18 protein-coding genes are annotated in these 16,923 nt (G+C 55.4%); 12 read left to right on the top strand and 6 right to left on the bottom strand.

Going from position 1 to position 16,923, the window contains the following annotated elements:
• Positions 1–4: 4 nt before the first annotated feature.
• Positions 5–823: a nickel pincer cofactor biosynthesis protein LarB gene (gene larB, locus L1047_RS07435; RefSeq protein WP_235278257.1), complete on the top strand. Its 819-nt coding sequence runs from the start codon at positions 5–7 to the stop codon at positions 821–823.
• 83 nt (positions 824–906) lie between these two features.
• A complete protein-coding gene (gene malQ / locus L1047_RS07430) occupies positions 907–2,502 on the top strand; it encodes a 4-alpha-glucanotransferase (protein ID WP_235278256.1) in 1,596 nt (531 codons plus the stop codon).
• A 66-nt stretch (positions 2,503–2,568) separates the two neighbouring features.
• Here malQ and L1047_RS07425 read toward each other — a convergent pair whose 3' ends face one another.
• The 3 genes from L1047_RS07425 to thrS form a co-directional block, all read right to left on the bottom strand.
• Positions 2,569–2,910, bottom strand: coding sequence for a Nif11-like leader peptide family natural product precursor (locus tag L1047_RS07425; RefSeq protein WP_235278255.1), 342 nt, complete (start codon positions 2,908–2,910; stop codon positions 2,569–2,571).
• A 66-nt stretch (positions 2,911–2,976) separates the two neighbouring features.
• Positions 2,977–4,554 (bottom strand): ABC transporter ATP-binding protein, encoded by a 1,578-nt coding sequence (locus tag L1047_RS07420; RefSeq protein ID WP_235278254.1) that lies wholly within the window; start codon positions 4,552–4,554, stop codon positions 2,977–2,979.
• A 23-nt stretch (positions 4,555–4,577) separates the two neighbouring features.
• Entirely contained in the window at positions 4,578–6,398 is a 1,821-nt protein-coding gene (gene thrS, locus L1047_RS07415) for a threonine--tRNA ligase (RefSeq protein ID WP_235278253.1), read from the bottom strand.
• A 398-nt stretch (positions 6,399–6,796) separates the two neighbouring features.
• On the opposite strand from thrS, the gene L1047_RS07410 reads away from it, so the two are divergent.
• Positions 6,797–8,530 (top strand): Ppx/GppA phosphatase family protein, encoded by a 1,734-nt coding sequence (locus L1047_RS07410; RefSeq protein ID WP_235278252.1) that lies wholly within the window; start codon positions 6,797–6,799, stop codon positions 8,528–8,530.
• A 195-nt stretch (positions 8,531–8,725) separates the two neighbouring features.
• Here the strand turns inward: L1047_RS07410 and L1047_RS07405 are convergent, their stop codons facing one another.
• A complete protein-coding gene (locus L1047_RS07405) occupies positions 8,726–10,420 on the bottom strand; it encodes an S-layer protein (RefSeq protein ID WP_235278251.1) in 1,695 nt (564 codons plus the stop codon).
• Between the two features lie 332 nt (positions 10,421–10,752).
• On the opposite strand from L1047_RS07405, the gene psbE reads away from it, so the two are divergent.
• The 6 genes from psbE (at position 10,753) to L1047_RS07375 (ending at position 12,551) form a co-directional block, all read left to right on the top strand.
• Entirely contained in the window at positions 10,753–10,998 is a 246-nt protein-coding gene (psbE, locus tag L1047_RS07400) for a cytochrome b559 subunit alpha (RefSeq protein ID WP_235278250.1), read from the top strand.
• A gap of 93 nt (positions 10,999–11,091) precedes the next feature.
• Positions 11,092–11,223: a cytochrome b559 subunit beta gene (psbF, locus tag L1047_RS07395; protein WP_235278249.1), complete on the top strand. Its 132-nt coding sequence runs from the start codon at positions 11,092–11,094 to the stop codon at positions 11,221–11,223.
• Between the two features lie 5 nt (positions 11,224–11,228).
• A complete protein-coding gene (locus tag L1047_RS07390) occupies positions 11,229–11,354 on the top strand; it encodes a photosystem II reaction center protein L (RefSeq protein WP_011433111.1) in 126 nt (41 codons plus the stop codon).
• 125 nt (positions 11,355–11,479) lie between these two features.
• The gene (locus L1047_RS07385; RefSeq protein WP_235278248.1) at positions 11,480–11,599 is read left to right on the top strand and encodes a photosystem II reaction center protein J; all 120 of its coding nucleotides are present in this window, start codon (positions 11,480–11,482) and stop codon (positions 11,597–11,599) included.
• A gap of 275 nt (positions 11,600–11,874) precedes the next feature.
• Positions 11,875–12,348: a photosystem I reaction center protein subunit XI gene (locus L1047_RS07380; RefSeq protein WP_235278247.1), complete on the top strand. Its 474-nt coding sequence runs from the start codon at positions 11,875–11,877 to the stop codon at positions 12,346–12,348.
• Between the two features lie 89 nt (positions 12,349–12,437).
• On the top strand, positions 12,438–12,551 hold the full coding sequence (locus L1047_RS07375; protein WP_235278246.1) for a photosystem I reaction center subunit VIII: 114 nt from the start codon (positions 12,438–12,440) through the stop codon (positions 12,549–12,551).
• 143 nt (positions 12,552–12,694) lie between these two features.
• Here L1047_RS07375 and L1047_RS07370 read toward each other — a convergent pair whose 3' ends face one another.
• Positions 12,695–13,801: a dockerin type I domain-containing protein gene (locus tag L1047_RS07370; protein WP_235278245.1), complete on the bottom strand. Its 1,107-nt coding sequence runs from the start codon at positions 13,799–13,801 to the stop codon at positions 12,695–12,697.
• Positions 13,802–14,026: 225 nt separating this feature from the next.
• Between L1047_RS07370 and L1047_RS07365 the strand changes: the two genes are divergently transcribed.
• Together L1047_RS07365 and rpmB are read left to right on the top strand one after the other, a co-directional pair.
• Positions 14,027–14,371: a hypothetical protein gene (locus tag L1047_RS07365; RefSeq protein ID WP_235278244.1), complete on the top strand. Its 345-nt coding sequence runs from the start codon at positions 14,027–14,029 to the stop codon at positions 14,369–14,371.
• 24 nt (positions 14,372–14,395) lie between these two features.
• The gene (rpmB, locus tag L1047_RS07360) at positions 14,396–14,632 is read left to right on the top strand and encodes a 50S ribosomal protein L28 (RefSeq protein ID WP_235278243.1); all 237 of its coding nucleotides are present in this window, start codon (positions 14,396–14,398) and stop codon (positions 14,630–14,632) included.
• A gap of 55 nt (positions 14,633–14,687) precedes the next feature.
• Here the strand turns inward: rpmB and L1047_RS07355 are convergent, their stop codons facing one another.
• Complete coding sequence (locus L1047_RS07355; RefSeq protein ID WP_235278242.1) at positions 14,688–15,416, bottom strand: pentapeptide repeat-containing protein; 729 nt, start codon at positions 15,414–15,416, stop codon at positions 14,688–14,690.
• Positions 15,417–15,659: 243 nt separating this feature from the next.
• On the opposite strand from L1047_RS07355, the gene gshB reads away from it, so the two are divergent.
• Positions 15,660–16,610 (top strand): glutathione synthase, encoded by a 951-nt coding sequence (gene gshB, locus L1047_RS07350; RefSeq protein ID WP_235278241.1) that lies wholly within the window; start codon positions 15,660–15,662, stop codon positions 16,608–16,610.
• Positions 16,611–16,923: the final 313 nt, after the last annotated feature.

Genomic DNA, 16,923 nt, shown 5'->3' with positions numbered 1-16,923 from the left:
AGCATTGAACGAACCCTCCATTTCCCCCACTTCTGAACATGCGCTACAGGAGCTGCTGCAGGCGGTAGCCCAAGGCAGACTTTCTCCAGAACAAGCCCTACAAGCCTATCGCTTCCTACCCTTCGAGCCGGTGGGAGACTTCGCCCGTGTGGATCATCACCGTTCCCTGCGCACCGGTTTTCCCGAAGCAGTGTGGGGGCCAGGCAAGACCCCGGAACAGATCGCCCAGATTATGGAGCAGTTACACCAGCAGGGATCCCTAGCCTTGGCCACTCGCATTGAAGCCTCGGTGCATGCCCAGATCGCCCAACGGTTGCCGCAGGTGCATTACTCCCCCATGGCCCGTCTCTGTTGGCTCCCGCGTACCCAGGAGCTGGCTTATCCCGGCCAGTTAAGTGTGATCTCCGCCGGTACCGCCGATCTGCCAGTGGCCGAAGAAGCCGCCCTCACCGCCGAATTGTCTGGATTTCAGGTGAAACGCCTCTGGGATGTGGGGGTAGCCGGGATCCATCGGTTGCTGCAGAATCGACAAGCGCTCCAGGCGGATGTGCTGATCGTGGTAGCTGGCATGGAAGGAGCCCTGGCCAGTGTGGTGGCGGGTTTAGCCAATTGTCCGGTGATCGCTGTACCTACTAGTATCGGCTACGGAGCGAGTTTTCAAGGGTTAGCCGCCTTGCTCACCATGCTCAATTCCTGTGCGGCAGGGGTCGGGGTAGTGAATATCGACAACGGCTTTGGGGCTGCGATCTTGGCGGGGCAGATCCTGCGCTGTGGGCAGCAGATGGCCACCCGGCTCCGCCCTGCCACTGCCGACAAAGACTGAGTTAAAGACAGTTGTGGCTCCAAAGGTGACAGGATAGGCAGTGGAAGCACGTTAGCACCCTTAGGGCAAAGAAAGGCTTAGCCATGGACATGGGCAGACTTAGTGGGATCCTCCTGCACCCCACCTCGCTACCGGGGCCGTTTGGAATTGGAGACTTGGGGCCCGCCGCCTACCGCTTTGTGGATTTTTTGGTGGAAAGTGGCCAGCGCCTCTGGCAGGTGCTCCCCTTAGGGCCAACCGGATGGGGCAACTCCCCTTACATGAGCTTTTCTGCCATTGCAGGCAACCCCCTACTGCTCAGCCCCGAGCTTTTGGTGCAAGCAGGCTGGCTAGAGCCAGATAGTTGGCAGGATTTGCCCCAGTGGCCCACGATCCAATCAGGATTTGTCGGTCGGGTGGACTACGAAACCGTGATCCCCTTTAAGCTGGCTCTACTGCATCGAGCCTGGAGACGCTTCAACGAAAAAGCCACCTCCGCAGACTGGGAAGCCTTCCAAGCCTTTTGTGCTGCTGAAGCAGACTGGCTACCGGACTATGCCCTGTTTATGGCTCTCAAGGATGTGTACGAAGGGCAAGAGTGGACAAAATGGGATCCAGCTCTTGTCAAACGGGATCCCTTAGCTTTGCAAGATGCCCGTGATCGTTACGCCGATGCCATTACCGAGCAGATGTTTTGGCAGTACCTGTTTGCCCAACAGTGGGGATCCCTGAAAGCCTATGCCCATCAGCATCAGGTGCAGTTGATGGGGGATCTGCCCATTTACGTCGCCCCCAACAGTGCTGATGTCTGGGCCAACCGGGAGCTGTTTCACCTGGATGAGCAGGGGCAACCGTTGCTGGTGGCAGGGGTGCCTCCCGATTATTTCAGCGCTACCGGGCAGCGCTGGGGCAACCCCCTCTACAACTGGGAGGCGCTCAAGGCGCAGGGCTACGACTGGTGGATCAGGCGGATGCGGGCCATCCTCAACCAGGTAGACTGCGTGCGTATCGACCACTTCCGGGGCTTCGAGAGTTACTGGGCCATTCCGGGGGATGCAGAAACAGCTGTGGAAGGGGAGTGGCAAAAAGGGCCGGGAGCGGATTTCTTTCGGGTGCTAGCAGAAAGGCTAGGGGATATTCCGGTGATCGCAGAAGATCTGGGGGAGATCACGCCGGAGGTGCTGCAACTGCGGGATCAATTTGGCCTGCCCGGGATGAAGATTCTCTTGTTTGCCTTTGGTTCCGGCCCAGACAACCCCTATTTACCCCATGGTTATGAGCGCAACTTTGTCGTCTACACTGGCACCCACGACAACAACACGGCTGTGGGCTGGTTTTACGATCCGGAGCGCTCCGATTGGGAGAAACAAAATGTTCTGCGCTACCTGGGCTGCCAGGGATCCGACGGCATCCATTGGGATCTGATTCGGCTGGCTCTCTCTTCGGTTGCGGATCTGGCGATTATTCCTCTGCAGGATGTGATGGGTTTGGGGGCGGATTCGCGCATGAATTTCCCCGGTACTGCCGAGAACAATTGGGCCTGGCGCTACAGCGAAGAGATGCTACAGGAGGATCTGATTCATCGGCTGGCAGCAATGAGCGTCACCTATGGGCGCATCTCTCCTCAGGAGCTGGATCACCGGCGAGAAACCCTGGCCCAAGAACGAGCAGCACTGGGTTCAGTGTCGGATCCCGCCTAGGTTCACCACTGCGGCTGTTGAGATGGAGACACCCCTGAGGACGATCCCGGCAGCGGGACAAAGTCGTTAGCAGCCATAATCGTCGCCCCACCAAGCCTTACTCCCGATAACAACAGCGGCATCACCGCCGCCGCTCCGCCCGCCCACCCCCTCCAATTCCTCATCGCTGAGAGCCGCCACAGCGGCATCGGCCTGTCGCACATACTCCGCCTGCAGGTTCTGTACTTCTGTCCACAGCTCTTCTGGGGAAAAGTGAAACCCCCGTTTGCTGGCCAAATGGGCTACAGCCGCCCGATCATCCTCCGCTTCGAGGGCCAAGGTCAGATCCTTAAGCAACTGCTCATCCTCGACCACCCTATTCAAGAAGTCTCGAACCGCTTGTAGACTCATGTCTGGCTTGCCCTGCATACTACGGGCTCTTTTTATCACATTACGTACCTTCAAACATCCGGCATGCCAGAGAAGCCAAAAAAGTTAGGTGCTGCTGGGTGACTGGGGTGCGGGGGAGGCCTGGATCCCGCCCATGAGCAGGCCCAGCTGTTCCTCGGTAGCCTCCGCAGGGGAAAGCTCTCCGGCAATGCGACCCTCGTGAATCACCAAGATGCGATCCGCCAAGCCGATGACCTCATTCAAATCCGCCGATACCAGCAACACCGCCATGCCCTGATCCCGTGCCTGTACAATGCGCCGATGAATGGCCTCGATCGCCCCCACATCCACCCCCCGCGTTGGCTGGGCCGCTACTAGCACCCTTGGCCCGCAGGAGAGCTCTCGCCCGACGATGATTTTTTGGGCATTGCCGCCAGAGTAGCGCCGTGCCGTCAGGGAAATGCTACGCGGGCGTACATCGAAGGTATTCACCACCTGTTCGGCATGTTGATTAATGGAATCCTCGTTAAAAAATCCCAGCCAGCCGGTGTAGGGCTTTTGGTGATGATCCCCCAGAATCAGGTTGTCTCGTGTCGGAAAATCCAAGACCAACCCCCGCACATTGCGATCCTCGGGGATATGACTTAGGCCCCAGTAGCGTACTTGCCGCGCAGAAGGGGAAAGAGCACTTGATCCATAGCGAATTTGGCCCCGATAGCTTCTCAGGCCGGTGATTGCCTCCACCAACTCTGTTTGCCCGTTTCCCTCTACCCCGGCAATGCCGACGATCTCACCGGAACGCACCTGAAAACTCACCCCCGCCACCGCCGGTTTCCGCCCCGGTATCTCCACCCACACATCCTGCACATCCAACAACACTGTCGCTGGCTCACAAGCATCTTTCTCCACCGTCAGGCTCACCTCCCGCCCCACCATCAATCGCGCCAGCTCCTGGGTGTGGGTTTCGGCCGTGGGCACCGTCGCGACCACCTTGCCGTCCCGAATCACGGTAATGCGATCCGAGATTTGCATCACCTCGTTCAGCTTGTGGCTGATGAAAATCACGGCCCCACCTTGCTGAGTAAAACGGCGCAAAAAGGCGAACAGTTCACTGGCTTCTTGGGGGGTTAAAACGGCAGTGGGCTCGTCCAAGATTAAAATGCGGGCCTTACGGTAGATGGTTTTGAGGATCTCCACCCGCTGTTGCAACCCCACCGGCAGATCTTCCACCCGTGCATCTGGATCCAGATCAAAGCCCATCTCGGCGATCATCTGTGCCACTTGTGCCCGTGCCTGACGAAAGTCCACCCGGAGCCGGTTGCCTGGTTCGGCCCCAAGGATAACGTTTTCCACCACCGTCAAGGGATCCACCAACATAAAATGCTGATGCACCATGCCGATCCCCAACCGAATCGCGTCTGTGGGGCTGTGGATGCGCACCGGTTGCCCATCCACATAAATGGCTCCCTCATCCGGACTGACCAAGCCATAGACGATCTTCATTAGGGTGGATTTGCCCGCCCCGTTCTCCCCCATCAAAGCCAGGATTTCTCCCCAGCGCACGTCCAAATCGATGTGATCGTTGGCTAGCACCAGCGGATACCGTTTGGTGATCCCTTGCAGTTGAAGGGCGATTGCGCTGGAGTGGGATCCCTCGGCAGAGGAGCTATCGGAGATATTCATGGGAAAAAGGGCTAATTACTTTTCTAGGCCGTCATCCCGGAGTTGAGCTGCTGCAATTGAGCCGCTAGCTCTGCCAGGGTTGGGGATCCACCCTCATCCCCGTGCCGTTGCCGTACACTCACGGTTCCCGCCGCCTGTTCCTGTTCTCCCACGATTAACATGAAGGGGATCTTGGCCTTTTCCGCATTGCGGATCTTCTTGGGCAGGCGGTCGCTATCGGCGTCGATGTGGACGCGGATCCCGTGTTCCCGCAGGTAATCCCGCACCTGGGTGGCGTAGCCCAGATACTGATCGGAAACCGGCAAAATCCGCACCTGTTCTGGGGCCAGCCAAAAGGGGAAATCCCCAGCATATTCCTCGATCAGGATCCCGACCAAACGCTCCAACGAGCCGAACGGGGCACGGTGGATCATCACCGGCCGTTGCCGGGATCCATCCTCGGCTACGTATTGCAGATCAAATCGTTGGGGGTTTTGGTAATCCACCTGAACCGTGCCCAGCTGCCACTCCCGATCCAAAGCATCGCGGAAGATAAAGTCCAGCTTCGGCCCATAAAAAGCCGCCTCCCCGATCCCCTCAAAGTGGGGCATGGAAAGTTGCTCGACGGCGCGACGAATGGCGTTTTCTGCCTTATCCCAATCTTCGGCAGAGCCGAGATATTTGTCGGAGTTGGGATCCCGGAAGCTCAAACGAGCACGAAAATCCTTCAGTTGCAGCTTCTCAAAGACCACCAAGATCAGATCCACCACCTTGAGGAATTCCTCATCCAATTGGTCGGGACGGACGAACAAATGGGAGTCATCCACCGTAAAGCCCCGTACCCGCGTCAGGCCCCCTAATTCCCCGGATTGCTCATAGCGATAAACCGTGCCAAATTCCGCGTAGCGCAGGGGCAGATCCCGATAGGATCTCAGCTCCGATTTGTAGATTTGGATATGAAAGGGACAATTCATGGGCTTCATGACAAAGCCCTGCTCCGCCGCCCGTGCCTTGTCATCCTCCGCCATCATCGGGAACATATCTTCTCGATATTTTTGCCAGTGGCCGGAGATTTTGAACAAATCTACCCGCGCAATATGGGGGGTGACGACAGGTAAATAGCCCCGCTTGATTTGCTCTTGCTTGAGAAAATCCTCCAGAGTAGAGCGCAGGAGGGTTCCTTTCGGTGTCCACAGAGGTAGCCCCGGCCCTACTTCATCAGCAAACAAAAACAAGCCCAATTCTTTGCCCAGTTTGCGGTGATCCCGCAGTTTGGCTTCCTCTAGGCGGCGTTTGTATTCCTTGAGTTCTTCCGGGGTTTCCCAGGCGGTGCCGTAGATCCGTTGCAACTGGGCCTTGGTTTCATCCCCCCGCCAATAGGCCCCCGCCACACTAAGCAGATCAAAGGCCTTGGGATTGAGATCTTTAGTGCTCTCTACATGGGGGCCAGCGCAGAGATCCCACCATTCTTCCCCCAGGTGATAAAGGCTGATGGGTTCCCCCTCGGGAATGCTGTCTAGGATCTCCAGCTTGTAGGGTTCTCCCAAGGCTTGGATGCGCCGTTTGGCCTCCTCGCGGCTAACCTCTTCCCGGATCACGGGCAAGCCCTTTTTGATGATCGCCTGCATCTCTTTTTTAATGCGGTTGAGATCCTCGGGGGTAAAGGGAGCCGGATTGTCGAAATCGTAGTAAAAGCCGTAGTCGGTGGCAGGGCCGATGGTCACCTGAGCCTTGGGAAACAGCTTTTGTACCGCCATCGCCATGACATGGGAAGTGGTATGACGGATGCGCTCCAGCTTGGGAGATTCGTGAGTACGCAGCAGCTTGAGGGTACCGTTTTGGGCGACTTCGGGTGACTGAGACATCGGGATCCGCTTCAGAACAAGAAACCAGTGTCCTTATCTTAGGCTGACCCTGCAGGCGAGAGCAGTAGGGATCCCAGGCTGAGGGTAATCCGCAAAGGGCCATCTCAAGAAAGCCTGAGGTTTCTTTGGGTTACCCAATCTCTTTCAATCCATGAGCACCTCAGCCTGAGACAGAACGAAACAAATGGTGACCTCAAGACATGGAATTGTAGATAAATTTGGCAAGTTGTCTGATCTGCGCAAGAGCGAACCGCAAGGAGGAATGGGAACCCGGTCAGTTCAGCTTTTGACCGTTTGTTGCCCTGCACGCTCAAAATGGATCCCAGAACTCGGCCCAGAAAAATGGGGGAAAGCGCACAGTATCCTAAAGGTGTTAGAACTCTCTACGTGCTTGGGCCATGATCTCGTCGCGTGCCAATCCCACCCACCGCTCCGCCACCCCTACCCCTTTGGATCCCGAGCCGACTGAACCCTTACTTCCTGAGTCTCAGCTCCTAGTTGCCCCCGTTCTGGCCGCCATTGATGTGGGGACCAACTCTCTCCATATGGTGGTGGTGCGCATTAACCCCCGCATTCCCAGTTTCAGTATTATTTCCCGCGAGAAGGCAACCGTACGCCTGGGGGAATACTGCGACAAAACAGGTGCCCTCGCCCCGGCAGCCATGGAGCGGGCACTCGAAGCTCTGGATCGGTTCTGTCGCATTGCGCAAGGGTTTCAGGTGCAATCGATCGTGGCAGTGGCCACCAGCGCAGTGCGGGAAGCCCCCAACGGCGCGGATTTTCTGAAGCGGATCGAACGGGCTCTAGGCCTGCGGGTGGAACTGATCTCGGGGCAAGAGGAGGCGCGGCGCATCTACCTCGGGGTGCTCTCGGCGATGGAGTTCCACAACCGCCTGCACGTGGTGGTGGATATTGGCGGCGGCTCCACCGAGCTGATTCTGGGAGATGGCCAGGAGCCGGAGTTTTTGCGCAGTGTCAAAGTAGGGGCGGTGCGATTAACCCAGGCTTTTCTACACACGGATCCCCCCACGCCCGCCGAACTGCAAGCCCTGAGGCAACACATTCGCGGCATGTTAGAGGCGCCCATCGAGCAAATCAAACGGATTTTTGAGCTGCGGAAACAACAGGGATCCCTCACCTTGGTGGGCACCTCAGGCACCATCGAAACCCTCGCCCAACTGGACGCCCGTCGTCGCCTAGGCAACCCCCCCAGTCGCATGCAGGGGTACGAGTTCAGCCTAGAAGCCTTGCGCACCTACAGCAAAGAATTTCGCGCCCTCACCATCGCCGAACGCCAAAAGTTACCCGGCCTTGGGGAAAAACGCGGCGAGATCATCCTGGCAGGAACGATGATCCTAGAAGAAGTGATGAGCCTGCTAGAGATAGAGCAAATCCAATTCTGTGAGCGGGCTTTGCGAGAAGGTCTGATCGTGGATTGGATGATCAGCCAAGGTCTGATTGAGGATCGGCTGCGCTACCACAGCTCGGTACGGCGACGCAGCATTCTCAAGTTGGCGGAAAAATATCAGGTGGAGATCCCCTATGCCGAGCGGGTGGCAGAATTTTCCCTCAGCCTATTTGATCAAACCCGCGGTCTGCTGCATCGCTGGGGATCCCGAGAGCGGACGCTCCTTTGGGCTGCGGCCATGCTGCACAACTGTGGTCACTTCATTAGCCATGCCGCCCACCATAAGCATTCTTACTACTTAATCCGCCATGGGGAACTGTTGGGTTTCAACGAAGAAGAAGTGGAGCTAATCGCCAATCTGGCCCGCTATCACCGCAAGTCACCACCCAAAAAGAAACACGACAATTTTCAGCACCTCACCGATGAACGGGATCGCCAAATCGTTATGGAATTAAGCCCGTTGTTGCGCATGGCCTGTGCCCTGGATCGCCGTCGGTTACAAGCGATTCAATCCTTGCACTGTCGCTTTCAATTGTTGGAGGAAGCCCCCCGGCAAATGGAGCTGATTTTGGATCCCAAGCATCCTAACGATGATTGTGCTCTAGAACTCTGGAGCTTGAAGGCCAAAAAAGAGGTGTTTGAGCAACAGTTTAAGTTGGAGGTCATTCCAAAGTTATCGCCACAGGCAGAACGGACTTTGGATCCCTTTGGGGCCGCTATCTAGATGCAGCCTTTTCTGACTTCGCGTAGGATATGAGGTAAAGGGAAAGCCTCTGTTGGATAAGGGTTTGACCTGCATCGACTGTAGGTATTGCTGGAAAAGGCTGTACTCTCAAATTGCCGGAGATGAGCTCAATCTAAGCTCAATCTAAAGGATAAGCTTTGGCACCCAGTTATGCACCTCAGGTTGCTGCTGACCTCAAGAGGAAATGGTGATGGGTGAAGGGCTAGTTTGAGTGGTCTGCTGCCCGCCCCGTTGCAGAATTACCTCAATCGTGCCATTGGTTACCTGTTGCATATTAAAGGGAAGTTGTTGCTGGGTTTCGTAAAGACCCGGAGAAATTTCCCGCATCTCAATTTCCGGTGTTACCCCGATAATTCGGAAGGCAGCTCGGCCTCCTGGATCCCCTCGCATCGTCACCTTAAGAATTTCTCCCATGCGTAAGTTGCTGCTGTTGGTGGTGACACTGAAAATCTGGGGTAACCCTGTGGCGATGGGTGTGGATACCGGTTGAATGGTGGAGCGGGTACCCTCGGATCCATCTATCGAAAAGGGCAAAATCTCCCGGTGCTCTTGGCTGAGGCCATTCTTGGTGAGCACGATCCGCAGTGCGGGGTTGTTGGCTTGGTGGGTGGGGGCGACCACATAGGTACCTTCGTAGTGGTTGGGCCGGACTTCCCGCATTGGCTGGTTCAAGGCCAGATTCCCCAGATCAAACTGCGCGATCCCCCCAGAATCTGCCCAGATGGCAATGGTGAGGATATCCCCCTCGATTAAGTTGCGCTGGGGATCCAAACGAATGGCCTCGATGCGCGGATAAACGCTGCTGGCGGTGGCAGGAATAGCGGGACTGACTGGAAAAGTAGGCTCTTGCGAGTTTGGCGGAGAAAAAACTGATTCAACCGGGGGTGGAGCCACATTCCCCAAGGCCAGTTGAGGTTGTCGCTGTTGAATACGGGTGCTGACGCCGTTGACAGTCAGTTGAATGCTGATATCGGGGCTGAGGGCGCTGTCTTGTGGGCCTAGGCTGTAAACGGCACGATAGTAACCGGGCTGAACCTCCTGCATGGGCAAAGCTTGCACCAAACCGCCAACATCCACAGTGGCGCTGCCGTTGGGGGTTCCTTGAGCCTCAATAGTCAATGTCCCCCCGGCGGGAACTACACCCGATTCCGGGGTGATGCGAGTTTGCAGAATCTCAGGGCGGGCCGCCACCGGAGCCTCCGCCGGGCGCAGTTGGGCTACCGGTTCGGGCAGAGCCAGAATTTGCCCACGATACACCAGAGCCTGATGGAGCAGCACTGCTCCTTCTCCGCGTCTTAGTACCCGATTGGGATTCAGACGGGCCGGATCCGGCACATTCACCAGTAATCCCGCTTGGCCAGCCATCGTGATGAAGGCTCGACCCACCTCTGGCACGTCTGCTGCATCGGTGTAAAGAGCCATCCAGGTATCCATGTCTGCTTGACTGGGGGCAGGCAGTTGCAGGGCACGCACCAAAATGGCCAAAGCTTCTAGTCGGGTGAGATCCCCTTCGGGGCGAAACTGACCTCCCTCGTACAGGCGCATGGCTCCCGCCTGTAGAACGGCTTGAGCGGTCCAGTAGTCGGGGGTATTCGGCTCCAGATCGCTGATCACCTGCACTTGGTTCGGATTGGGCACATAGCCAAAGAACTCCGTCAGCCACTGGGCCAATTCCAGACGGGTCAGGGTTGCCGATAAGGGATCCCCTGTAATCACTACATCGGTTTGTCGCTCTAGTGCAGCCGCATAGGCATCCACCCAAGCTAGCGATGACTCCTGCCCCACCTCCTGTGCCCAAACCGGCAGGCTGACACTTGACCAGCCCAGCGTCCAACACAAGCCTAGTGCCAAGGGCCATGAGCACCGCATAGCTGCAACTCCTGTTCCAATAACATCCGCTCAGGGCCAGCTTATCTCAAACGCCCGATGCATCCCCAAGGACTGGATAGCCGTTAGAATTGCGCACTTTGGCACTGTGTTTCTGACAAGACTCAGATGGATGAGCTCGCCGCGGGGATCTCTCTCAGTTAGGCCCAGTAATGATTAGGAAATTTTACTTATCTGAGGCAGGATCCGGTTTGGCGACAAAATCTCCTGAGAAATCTTCTTGTAACTTGTAGTTGTGCATCGGGATCCTTATCATTGTGTATATTCAGAAAGCACTTTTGTCATCACCGCAGCACCTAACGGAGGAGAAGTTCATGTCTGGCAGCACCGGAGAGCGGCCTTTTGCCGACATTATCACCAGTGTCCGCTACTGGGTTATCCACACTCTCACTATTCCTGCTTTGTTTTTGGCGGGCTGGCTTTTTGTGAGTACCGGCTTGGCCTATGATGTTTTCGGCACTCCCCGCCCCAATGAGTATTTCACGGCAGAGCGGCAAGAGTTGCCGATTGTGAGCGACCGTTTTCAGGCTCTAGATCAGCTGGAGAAGCTAGGTCAGTAGGAATGGGCTCTAGCAAACCTGCTTGACTTGGAGTTTTGCTGCGATTTGTAAATCTGTTTTGTTTCGTTTTGTTGCTTTGGGCAGGATCCGACTATGGCAGTTAACTCTGACGAACCCGTCTTTTACCCTGTGTTCACCGTCCGCTGGCTGGCGGTGCATACCCTGGCCATCCCAACGGTTTTCTTCTTGGGAGCCATTGCTGCGATGCAGTTTATTCAACGGTGAACCCTATGGCCGACCAACCTGAAAGAAATCCCAATTCCCAACCTGTTGAACTGAACCGTACTTCCCTGTATTTGGGGTTGTTGTTGGTGTTTGTGGTTGGGCTGTTGTTCTCTAGTTACTTCCTCAATTGAGACTGGGTTTACATTCCAGCCTTTGGGGAAAAGAGTGACGTGCAATCAGTGTCAGCCTTAAGCTCCTTCTGTACGTTTAATCTGTGTTGATTTGTGTTGATTCTGTTTTTTGGAGGCCAGTCAGTATGACCAGTCAGGCAAGGATACCTTTGTGGATAGTGGCGGTAATCGCCGGTTTGGGTGTGCTCACGGTGCTTGGGCTTTTCTTCTACGGCTCGTATGTGGGTGTGGGCTCAAGCCTGTAAATTTGAGGGTTTTCATCTTACTGCAACTCTCAATCTATTTGGCCTAGCTGAGTTCAGTTGGGTCTTTTTTTGTTAGCCAAAAATGGGTTTTCTCACTTTTGCCTCGACTTTTCTCAGGCATGGGTTCCTCTCAATCATGAGAGCGCGCGCCTAAGTTGATTCTGGATCTGTGTTAAGGGAGCATGAACTTTTTTAACGATCCGGGTGATAGCTGTCGAGAGGGTAACTTAAGCCCCGTAGAATGAATCCCAAAATTCCAGGCAGGACCTTCGGACATGGATTACATTCGCACCTTTAACGACGATCCCTGCGAGGGGCATCTTTCTACGCCCATTAGTGATTCTCCCGTAACCCGTCTGTTCATCAATAACCTCCCCATCAACCGGCCTGGACTGTCGCCGCTGTTGCGGGGGTTGGAGATTGGCTTGGCTCACGGTTACTTCTTAGTTGGCCCGGAAATTGTGGTTGGCCCGTTGCGTGACTACCCGGAGGCTGCCAATTTGGGTGGGTTGGTTACAGCAATGGTGATCGTGCTGCTGGGGACCGCCTGTATGTCGGCCTACGGCAGCGTTAGCTTTGGCAACAAGCCGGAAACTCCAGGGGCTGAGCCTCTGGCCACGGCGCGGGGCTGGGGAGATTTGACGGCAGGATTCTTCTTAGGGGGTATGGGCGGAGTTTTTGCAGCCTACTTCCTGCTGGAGAACTTTGCAGGTATCAATGCCATCTTCCGTGGCTTGGTCAATGGGTAGAGATGGGACTGCGGATCTCCTCATGATTTAACGATGATTTAACAGTTTGTTGTTCGAATACCCTAGAACACTCTACAGGAGCACTTTTCATGACTGGTTCTTACGCTGCCGCCTATCTCCCCTGGATTTTCATTCCGATTGTCTGCTGGTTGTTGCCTGCTGTCAGCATGGCGGTTCTCTTTCTCTACATTGAGCGGGATTAGCCTGGAGTATTTCGATACTCACTTGCGCCAGCTAACTGTAAAATAAGCTTTTTCCTGAAAGTTGAGCCAGGGATCCCTACACATCTATCGGGGATCCCTATCTTTTGGGGTGGGTCACGGAAACTGAGAGCACCTCTGGCCCCTCAATTGGGAATCTCAATCGTTACATTGGCCAACTGCACATCGTCATAGTCCACCCAAGCTCCCCCTAACCTCCCGCCTGCGCTACCCCCCACGGGTACAGAGATTTGCAGGGATCCCCCCAGCAAGGGAATGCTGATCGGTACCTGCGGGCCGCGGGTGGCTATATTGGGGTGAATCACCGTTTTGCCGGTGCGAAGGGTAACCGTGTTCAGGCCAAGGCGTAGGTGGTTGAGAGGCAGGGAAATGCGTAGGTTATCCCCGCCTAAGCGAATCTGATCCACCTCTACTCCGTTCAGGATCACCTGCATCGGCGACATATCGGCGCTAGGGATCCGCGATTGACCAGCTCGATAGGCTTCGGCAGTATCCAGCCCGATCAACGAGCCAATCCGTAGGATGGGCGGGCGTGGGGGCATTTGCTGCAGCGTAAAGGAACGGGTGAGATCCACCCCTTGGGCTGGGGCCAAAAATTGTCCGGCGGCGGCAGATTCCGGCGAATATTGGTTGTCCCCAAGACGAATGACGTTGGACTCCAAGACAAAAGTGGTGTTCGGATCCCAGCGCTCCAACTGCACCTGCAAAGGTTGATCTCCACTGGCTTGGCCGCCGCCGGTACTTTGGGAGTAGGGCAAGTAATTTTCCAGGCGGGCCACCAAAATTTCTTCAGCAGGCACTGCCCCAGGCAAGCGGAAACGCCCCTGAGCATCCGTTCGCACCGAAATGCCAGCTCCGGGAATGGCGACTTCTACCCCTGCCAAGGGTTGACCCGTTAGCCGATCCACCACCTGACCGGAATAGGCAGAGTCCAATTGCACGTGGCCCGTGCGAGCATCCGTCGCCACCTGAATCCGCTGCTGCAACACCTGCCAATCGGCTTCTGTGATGCGGCCATCTTGATTGACATCAGCAGCTCGGATCTGGTCGTCTGTTAAGCCCCGTTCTCCGCGCAAATAGGCCCCCAACAGGTTCAGATCCTGCACGGTCAAGCGGCCATCCCCATCCAGATCCCCGGCCTGAAAGGGTTGCGCCTGAACAGCCACCATCCAGGTCAGGGATCCCAGTAGGAGTAGAGGAAGTGAACGGCCCAAAGACGAAACCATAACCATAACCCGTCTCCTAAGGGAGGAGCATGTGGAAACCTGGAGAAGGCGTTGCCTATGTTGTAGCGTAGTTGGCCGATGCCCGACAGGTCTGGCAGGGTCGATGTGAGTTACCCTTGAGCGCAATTTTGTCCTGCGATCTTTGACCAACAGCAGACCAAGCCAGAATCCGAAAAGTTGGTGGTAGGATGGCCTTGGTGACTTGCTTCTCTTATGGCTCGATATTCTTGCGTGACCCAACTTGTGGGCTCAGCCGAACAGTTGAGCGAGTCGATCCGGGCCATTCTGGAGCGCTGCCAGCTCAATGTCCTCCACAACAGCCCTGACTACTGGGTGGCCGGTGAGCCGCCCGGGAAAAATCCCTACACCAAGTTGGTGACCGTGGAGGTGCTGATGGATCGAACCCGCCAGAGCGCTGATGGTTCTGTCCAGGTGACCTGTATTGCTAAGAATGAGGAATTACCTCTGAAAAGCGTCAATCATTGCCAGCAAACCTTTGATCAACTCAAAGCCGAGCTGGCCCAGCTGCAAAGTCAACTTCAGCTTGCTGCCAGGCAAAAAGATGCCTTAAGATAGCGAAGCTGAGTTCACCCCGAGCCAATGGCGCGTCGCTGCCAACTGACTGATAAGAAGCGCAACAACGCTTTCTCCATCTCCCACTCCCACCGACGCACCAAGCGCCTGCAAGAGGTTAATTTGCAGTGGAAACGTATCTGGTGGGAAGAGGGTAACCGCTTTGTGCGCCTGCGCCTTTCCACCAAGGCTCTCAAAACCCTGAAAGCCAAAGGGATCGGGGCTATGGCCCGTGAAGCTGGGATCAATTTAAATCAGTTTTAGGCTCGCTTGGATTGGCCTGAAGGATACCGGAATCTGGCTGCGAGGTCTAGGCTCCTCAAAGCAACCCAAAAAGCTTGTGGGATTTGGGCTGCAACCCTGACAACAGCGTATTAAGGGTATCCCGTTGGGTTAGCTCATTGGTGCCCGTCGCCCCCTCGATCAACGCCTTGCGCATCTGATCCGAGAGTTTGGCATCGGTAAAATCTGCACCTGCAAAGCGCATTTGCTCAATTTGAGCATCTTGGAGGTTGGCACCCACCAGGATAGCCTGTTCCAGATTGGCAGATTGTAACTGGCAACTGACCAGGGCTGCCCCCGAAAGGTTGCTGCGAAATAGGTTGGCCTGCCGGAAATCGCTGCTGAAAAAGTTCCCCTCCATCAAATTGGCCGCAACCAAGCTGGCACCTCGAAAGATGGAATGGCTGAAGCGCCCTGTCTGAAAGCTGCTTTTGTCGAGCTTGGCGGCGGTGAAGTTGCTGTAGTCTCCTAGGGCTTGGCTGAAGCTGGATCCGCGTAGATCTGATGCGGCAAAATTAGCCCGTTCCACATCGGCACGGCGAAAGTTGCACAACCGTAGATCTGCCTGTTGCATGCTGATGGAGCGTAAATTGGCCCGTAATAGGTTGGCTTTGGGCATCTGGATGCGGTCGAATAGACCCCGCGAGAGATAGGCATTTTCTAGATTGGCACCCAGCAAGGAACGTCCCTCACGTAGGGCTGCAAGCAGATCCCGTGTGCTTTCGATGCGGGCTGTTAAGGAGGGTTCGGGAGAGGAGGCAGTCACGGGCAACGGATCCCTACAGTCAGGTCAGAAGGCGAGCCAACAGAGGCTTCACAGTTGCAGAAGGGGGTCATGTTAGTAACTAAGCTAACGTTTGCTCTGGCTGGAGAGGTTAAGAGGATATTAAAAACTTGATTCCGTATCCGGTAATCTTTGCGTCTGAGTCCCCTTGAAGAAACCCGTGTTGGAAAGGGCGGATCAGCTCCGATTTGTTGCATACTCAGGGCAGCCTTTCGTCAGTGATCCATGCAGGTAGCCTTCATTGTTGATCCATTGCCCCAGTTACAGGTGGGCCATGACACCAGCGTTGCCCTCATGGAGGCGCTTCAGAACCGGGGACACCGCATTTTCTGCCTGGGCATTGGGGATCTATACCTGGATCAGGGGGAAACCTGGGGATCCGTTCAGGAAATTCGGTTGGATTTGGCGGCGGATGCCTGGTACGAGGTGAAGCAAGAGCAGCTCATGCCCTTGAACCAAATGCAAGCGGTATGGATGCGCAAGGATCCGCCGGTGGATACTGCCTATCTCTACGCGACTTACCTTTTGGATCGTCTTTCTCCCAACCAAACCCTGGTGCTTAATCATCCCGCCGGGATCCGCTCCGCCAACGAAAAGCTCTATGCCCTGCAATTTAAGGATTGGATCCCACGGACACGGGTGAGTGGCAACAAACAGCTCTTGCGCCAGTTCATCGAGCACGAAGGACAGGCGGTGCTTAAACCGCTGGGAGGCAAAGGGGGAGAAGGGATCCTACGGGTCAATGCTGGGGATCCCAATGTGAACTCGTTACTCGAGATCAGCACCCAATTCGGCCAGTTGCCGGTGATGGTGCAGGAGTATTTGCCGGAAGCAGTGACCGGAGATAAACGTATTTTGTTGCTGGAAGGAGAACCTCTTGGAGCTGTGAACCGAGTGCCTGGACAGGGGGATTTCCGAGGCAATATTGCTGCCGGAGGTAGAGTTGAGAAAACTGAGATTACGGAAAAAGAACGTGCTTTGTGTGGAGCTTTGGCACCTGTCTTACGGCAGGAAAAGCTCTATTTTGTTGGGATTGATGTCATCGGGGAACGGCTGACAGAAGTGAATGTTACCAGCCCAACCATGCTCCGAGAAATCTGCCAGTTAGAAGGGGTAGATCTGGCGGATCACGTGGCCGCCTGGCTGGAGAAGAAGGTTCCTGCCAGAGACCGATAGACCACTTCAACGCTCATTTGGGATCCCTGGATGCTGATGCCTCCGAAAGATTGGAATCCCTTCTGGTACTTCTAAACTCAATCCATAAAGAAAGCCCCAAGAAGGGGCTTAAATACGACCAATCAGCGATTTATAAAAAATCTAGAGCAAATAAAAAGTGGGCTCCATCAATGAGTTGCTTTGAACACAATTATTAGAATCTCAGAAAAAAGGCCGGATCCCTGTAGCTATTATCTTTTTTTTAGATTTCTCCGATGTTAACCTTGGCTCTGCAATAACCGTGTTGTGTCTGTTCGGGACGGGATCCGGATCC

It is taken from the genome of Synechococcus sp. Nb3U1 (assembly GCF_021533835.1).
In the GTDB taxonomy this organism is placed as follows: Bacteria; Cyanobacteriota; Cyanobacteriia; order Thermostichales; family Thermostichaceae; genus Thermostichus.
Note: the sequence above shows the minus strand (reverse complement) of the source record. Positions and strands in the feature narration are given on the sequence as shown.

Bases quoted from the DNA above. Each gene is read 5' to 3' on its own strand.
- L1047_RS07370 (WP_235278245.1), bottom strand. From the start codon at position 13,801: ATGGTTATGGTTTCGTCTTTGGGCCGTTCACTTCCTCTACTCCTACTG.
- L1047_RS07385 (WP_235278248.1), top strand. From the start codon at position 11,480: ATGACCAGTCAGGCAAGGATACCTTTGTGGATAGTGGCGGTAATCGCC.
- L1047_RS07380 (WP_235278247.1), top strand. From the start codon at position 11,875: ATGGATTACATTCGCACCTTTAACGACGATCCCTGCGAGGGGCATCTT.
- psbF (WP_235278249.1), top strand. From the start codon at position 11,092: ATGGCAGTTAACTCTGACGAACCCGTCTTTTACCCTGTGTTCACCGTC.
- L1047_RS07420 (WP_235278254.1), bottom strand. From the start codon at position 4,554: ATGAATATCTCCGATAGCTCCTCTGCCGAGGGATCCCACTCCAGCGCA.
- rpmB (WP_235278243.1), top strand. From the start codon at position 14,396: ATGGCGCGTCGCTGCCAACTGACTGATAAGAAGCGCAACAACGCTTTC.
- L1047_RS07405 (WP_235278251.1), bottom strand. From the start codon at position 10,420: ATGCGGTGCTCATGGCCCTTGGCACTAGGCTTGTGTTGGACGCTGGGC.
- thrS (WP_235278253.1), bottom strand. From the start codon at position 6,398: ATGTCTCAGTCACCCGAAGTCGCCCAAAACGGTACCCTCAAGCTGCTG.
- L1047_RS07375 (WP_235278246.1), top strand. From the start codon at position 12,438: ATGACTGGTTCTTACGCTGCCGCCTATCTCCCCTGGATTTTCATTCCG.
- L1047_RS07410 (WP_235278252.1), top strand. From the start codon at position 6,797: ATGATCTCGTCGCGTGCCAATCCCACCCACCGCTCCGCCACCCCTACC.
- psbE (WP_235278250.1), top strand. From the start codon at position 10,753: ATGTCTGGCAGCACCGGAGAGCGGCCTTTTGCCGACATTATCACCAGT.
- L1047_RS07425 (WP_235278255.1), bottom strand. From the start codon at position 2,910: ATGCAGGGCAAGCCAGACATGAGTCTACAAGCGGTTCGAGACTTCTTG.
- malQ (WP_235278256.1), top strand. From the start codon at position 907: ATGGACATGGGCAGACTTAGTGGGATCCTCCTGCACCCCACCTCGCTA.
- gshB (WP_235278241.1), top strand. From the start codon at position 15,660: ATGCAGGTAGCCTTCATTGTTGATCCATTGCCCCAGTTACAGGTGGGC.
- L1047_RS07390 (WP_011433111.1), top strand. From the start codon at position 11,229: ATGGCCGACCAACCTGAAAGAAATCCCAATTCCCAACCTGTTGAACTG.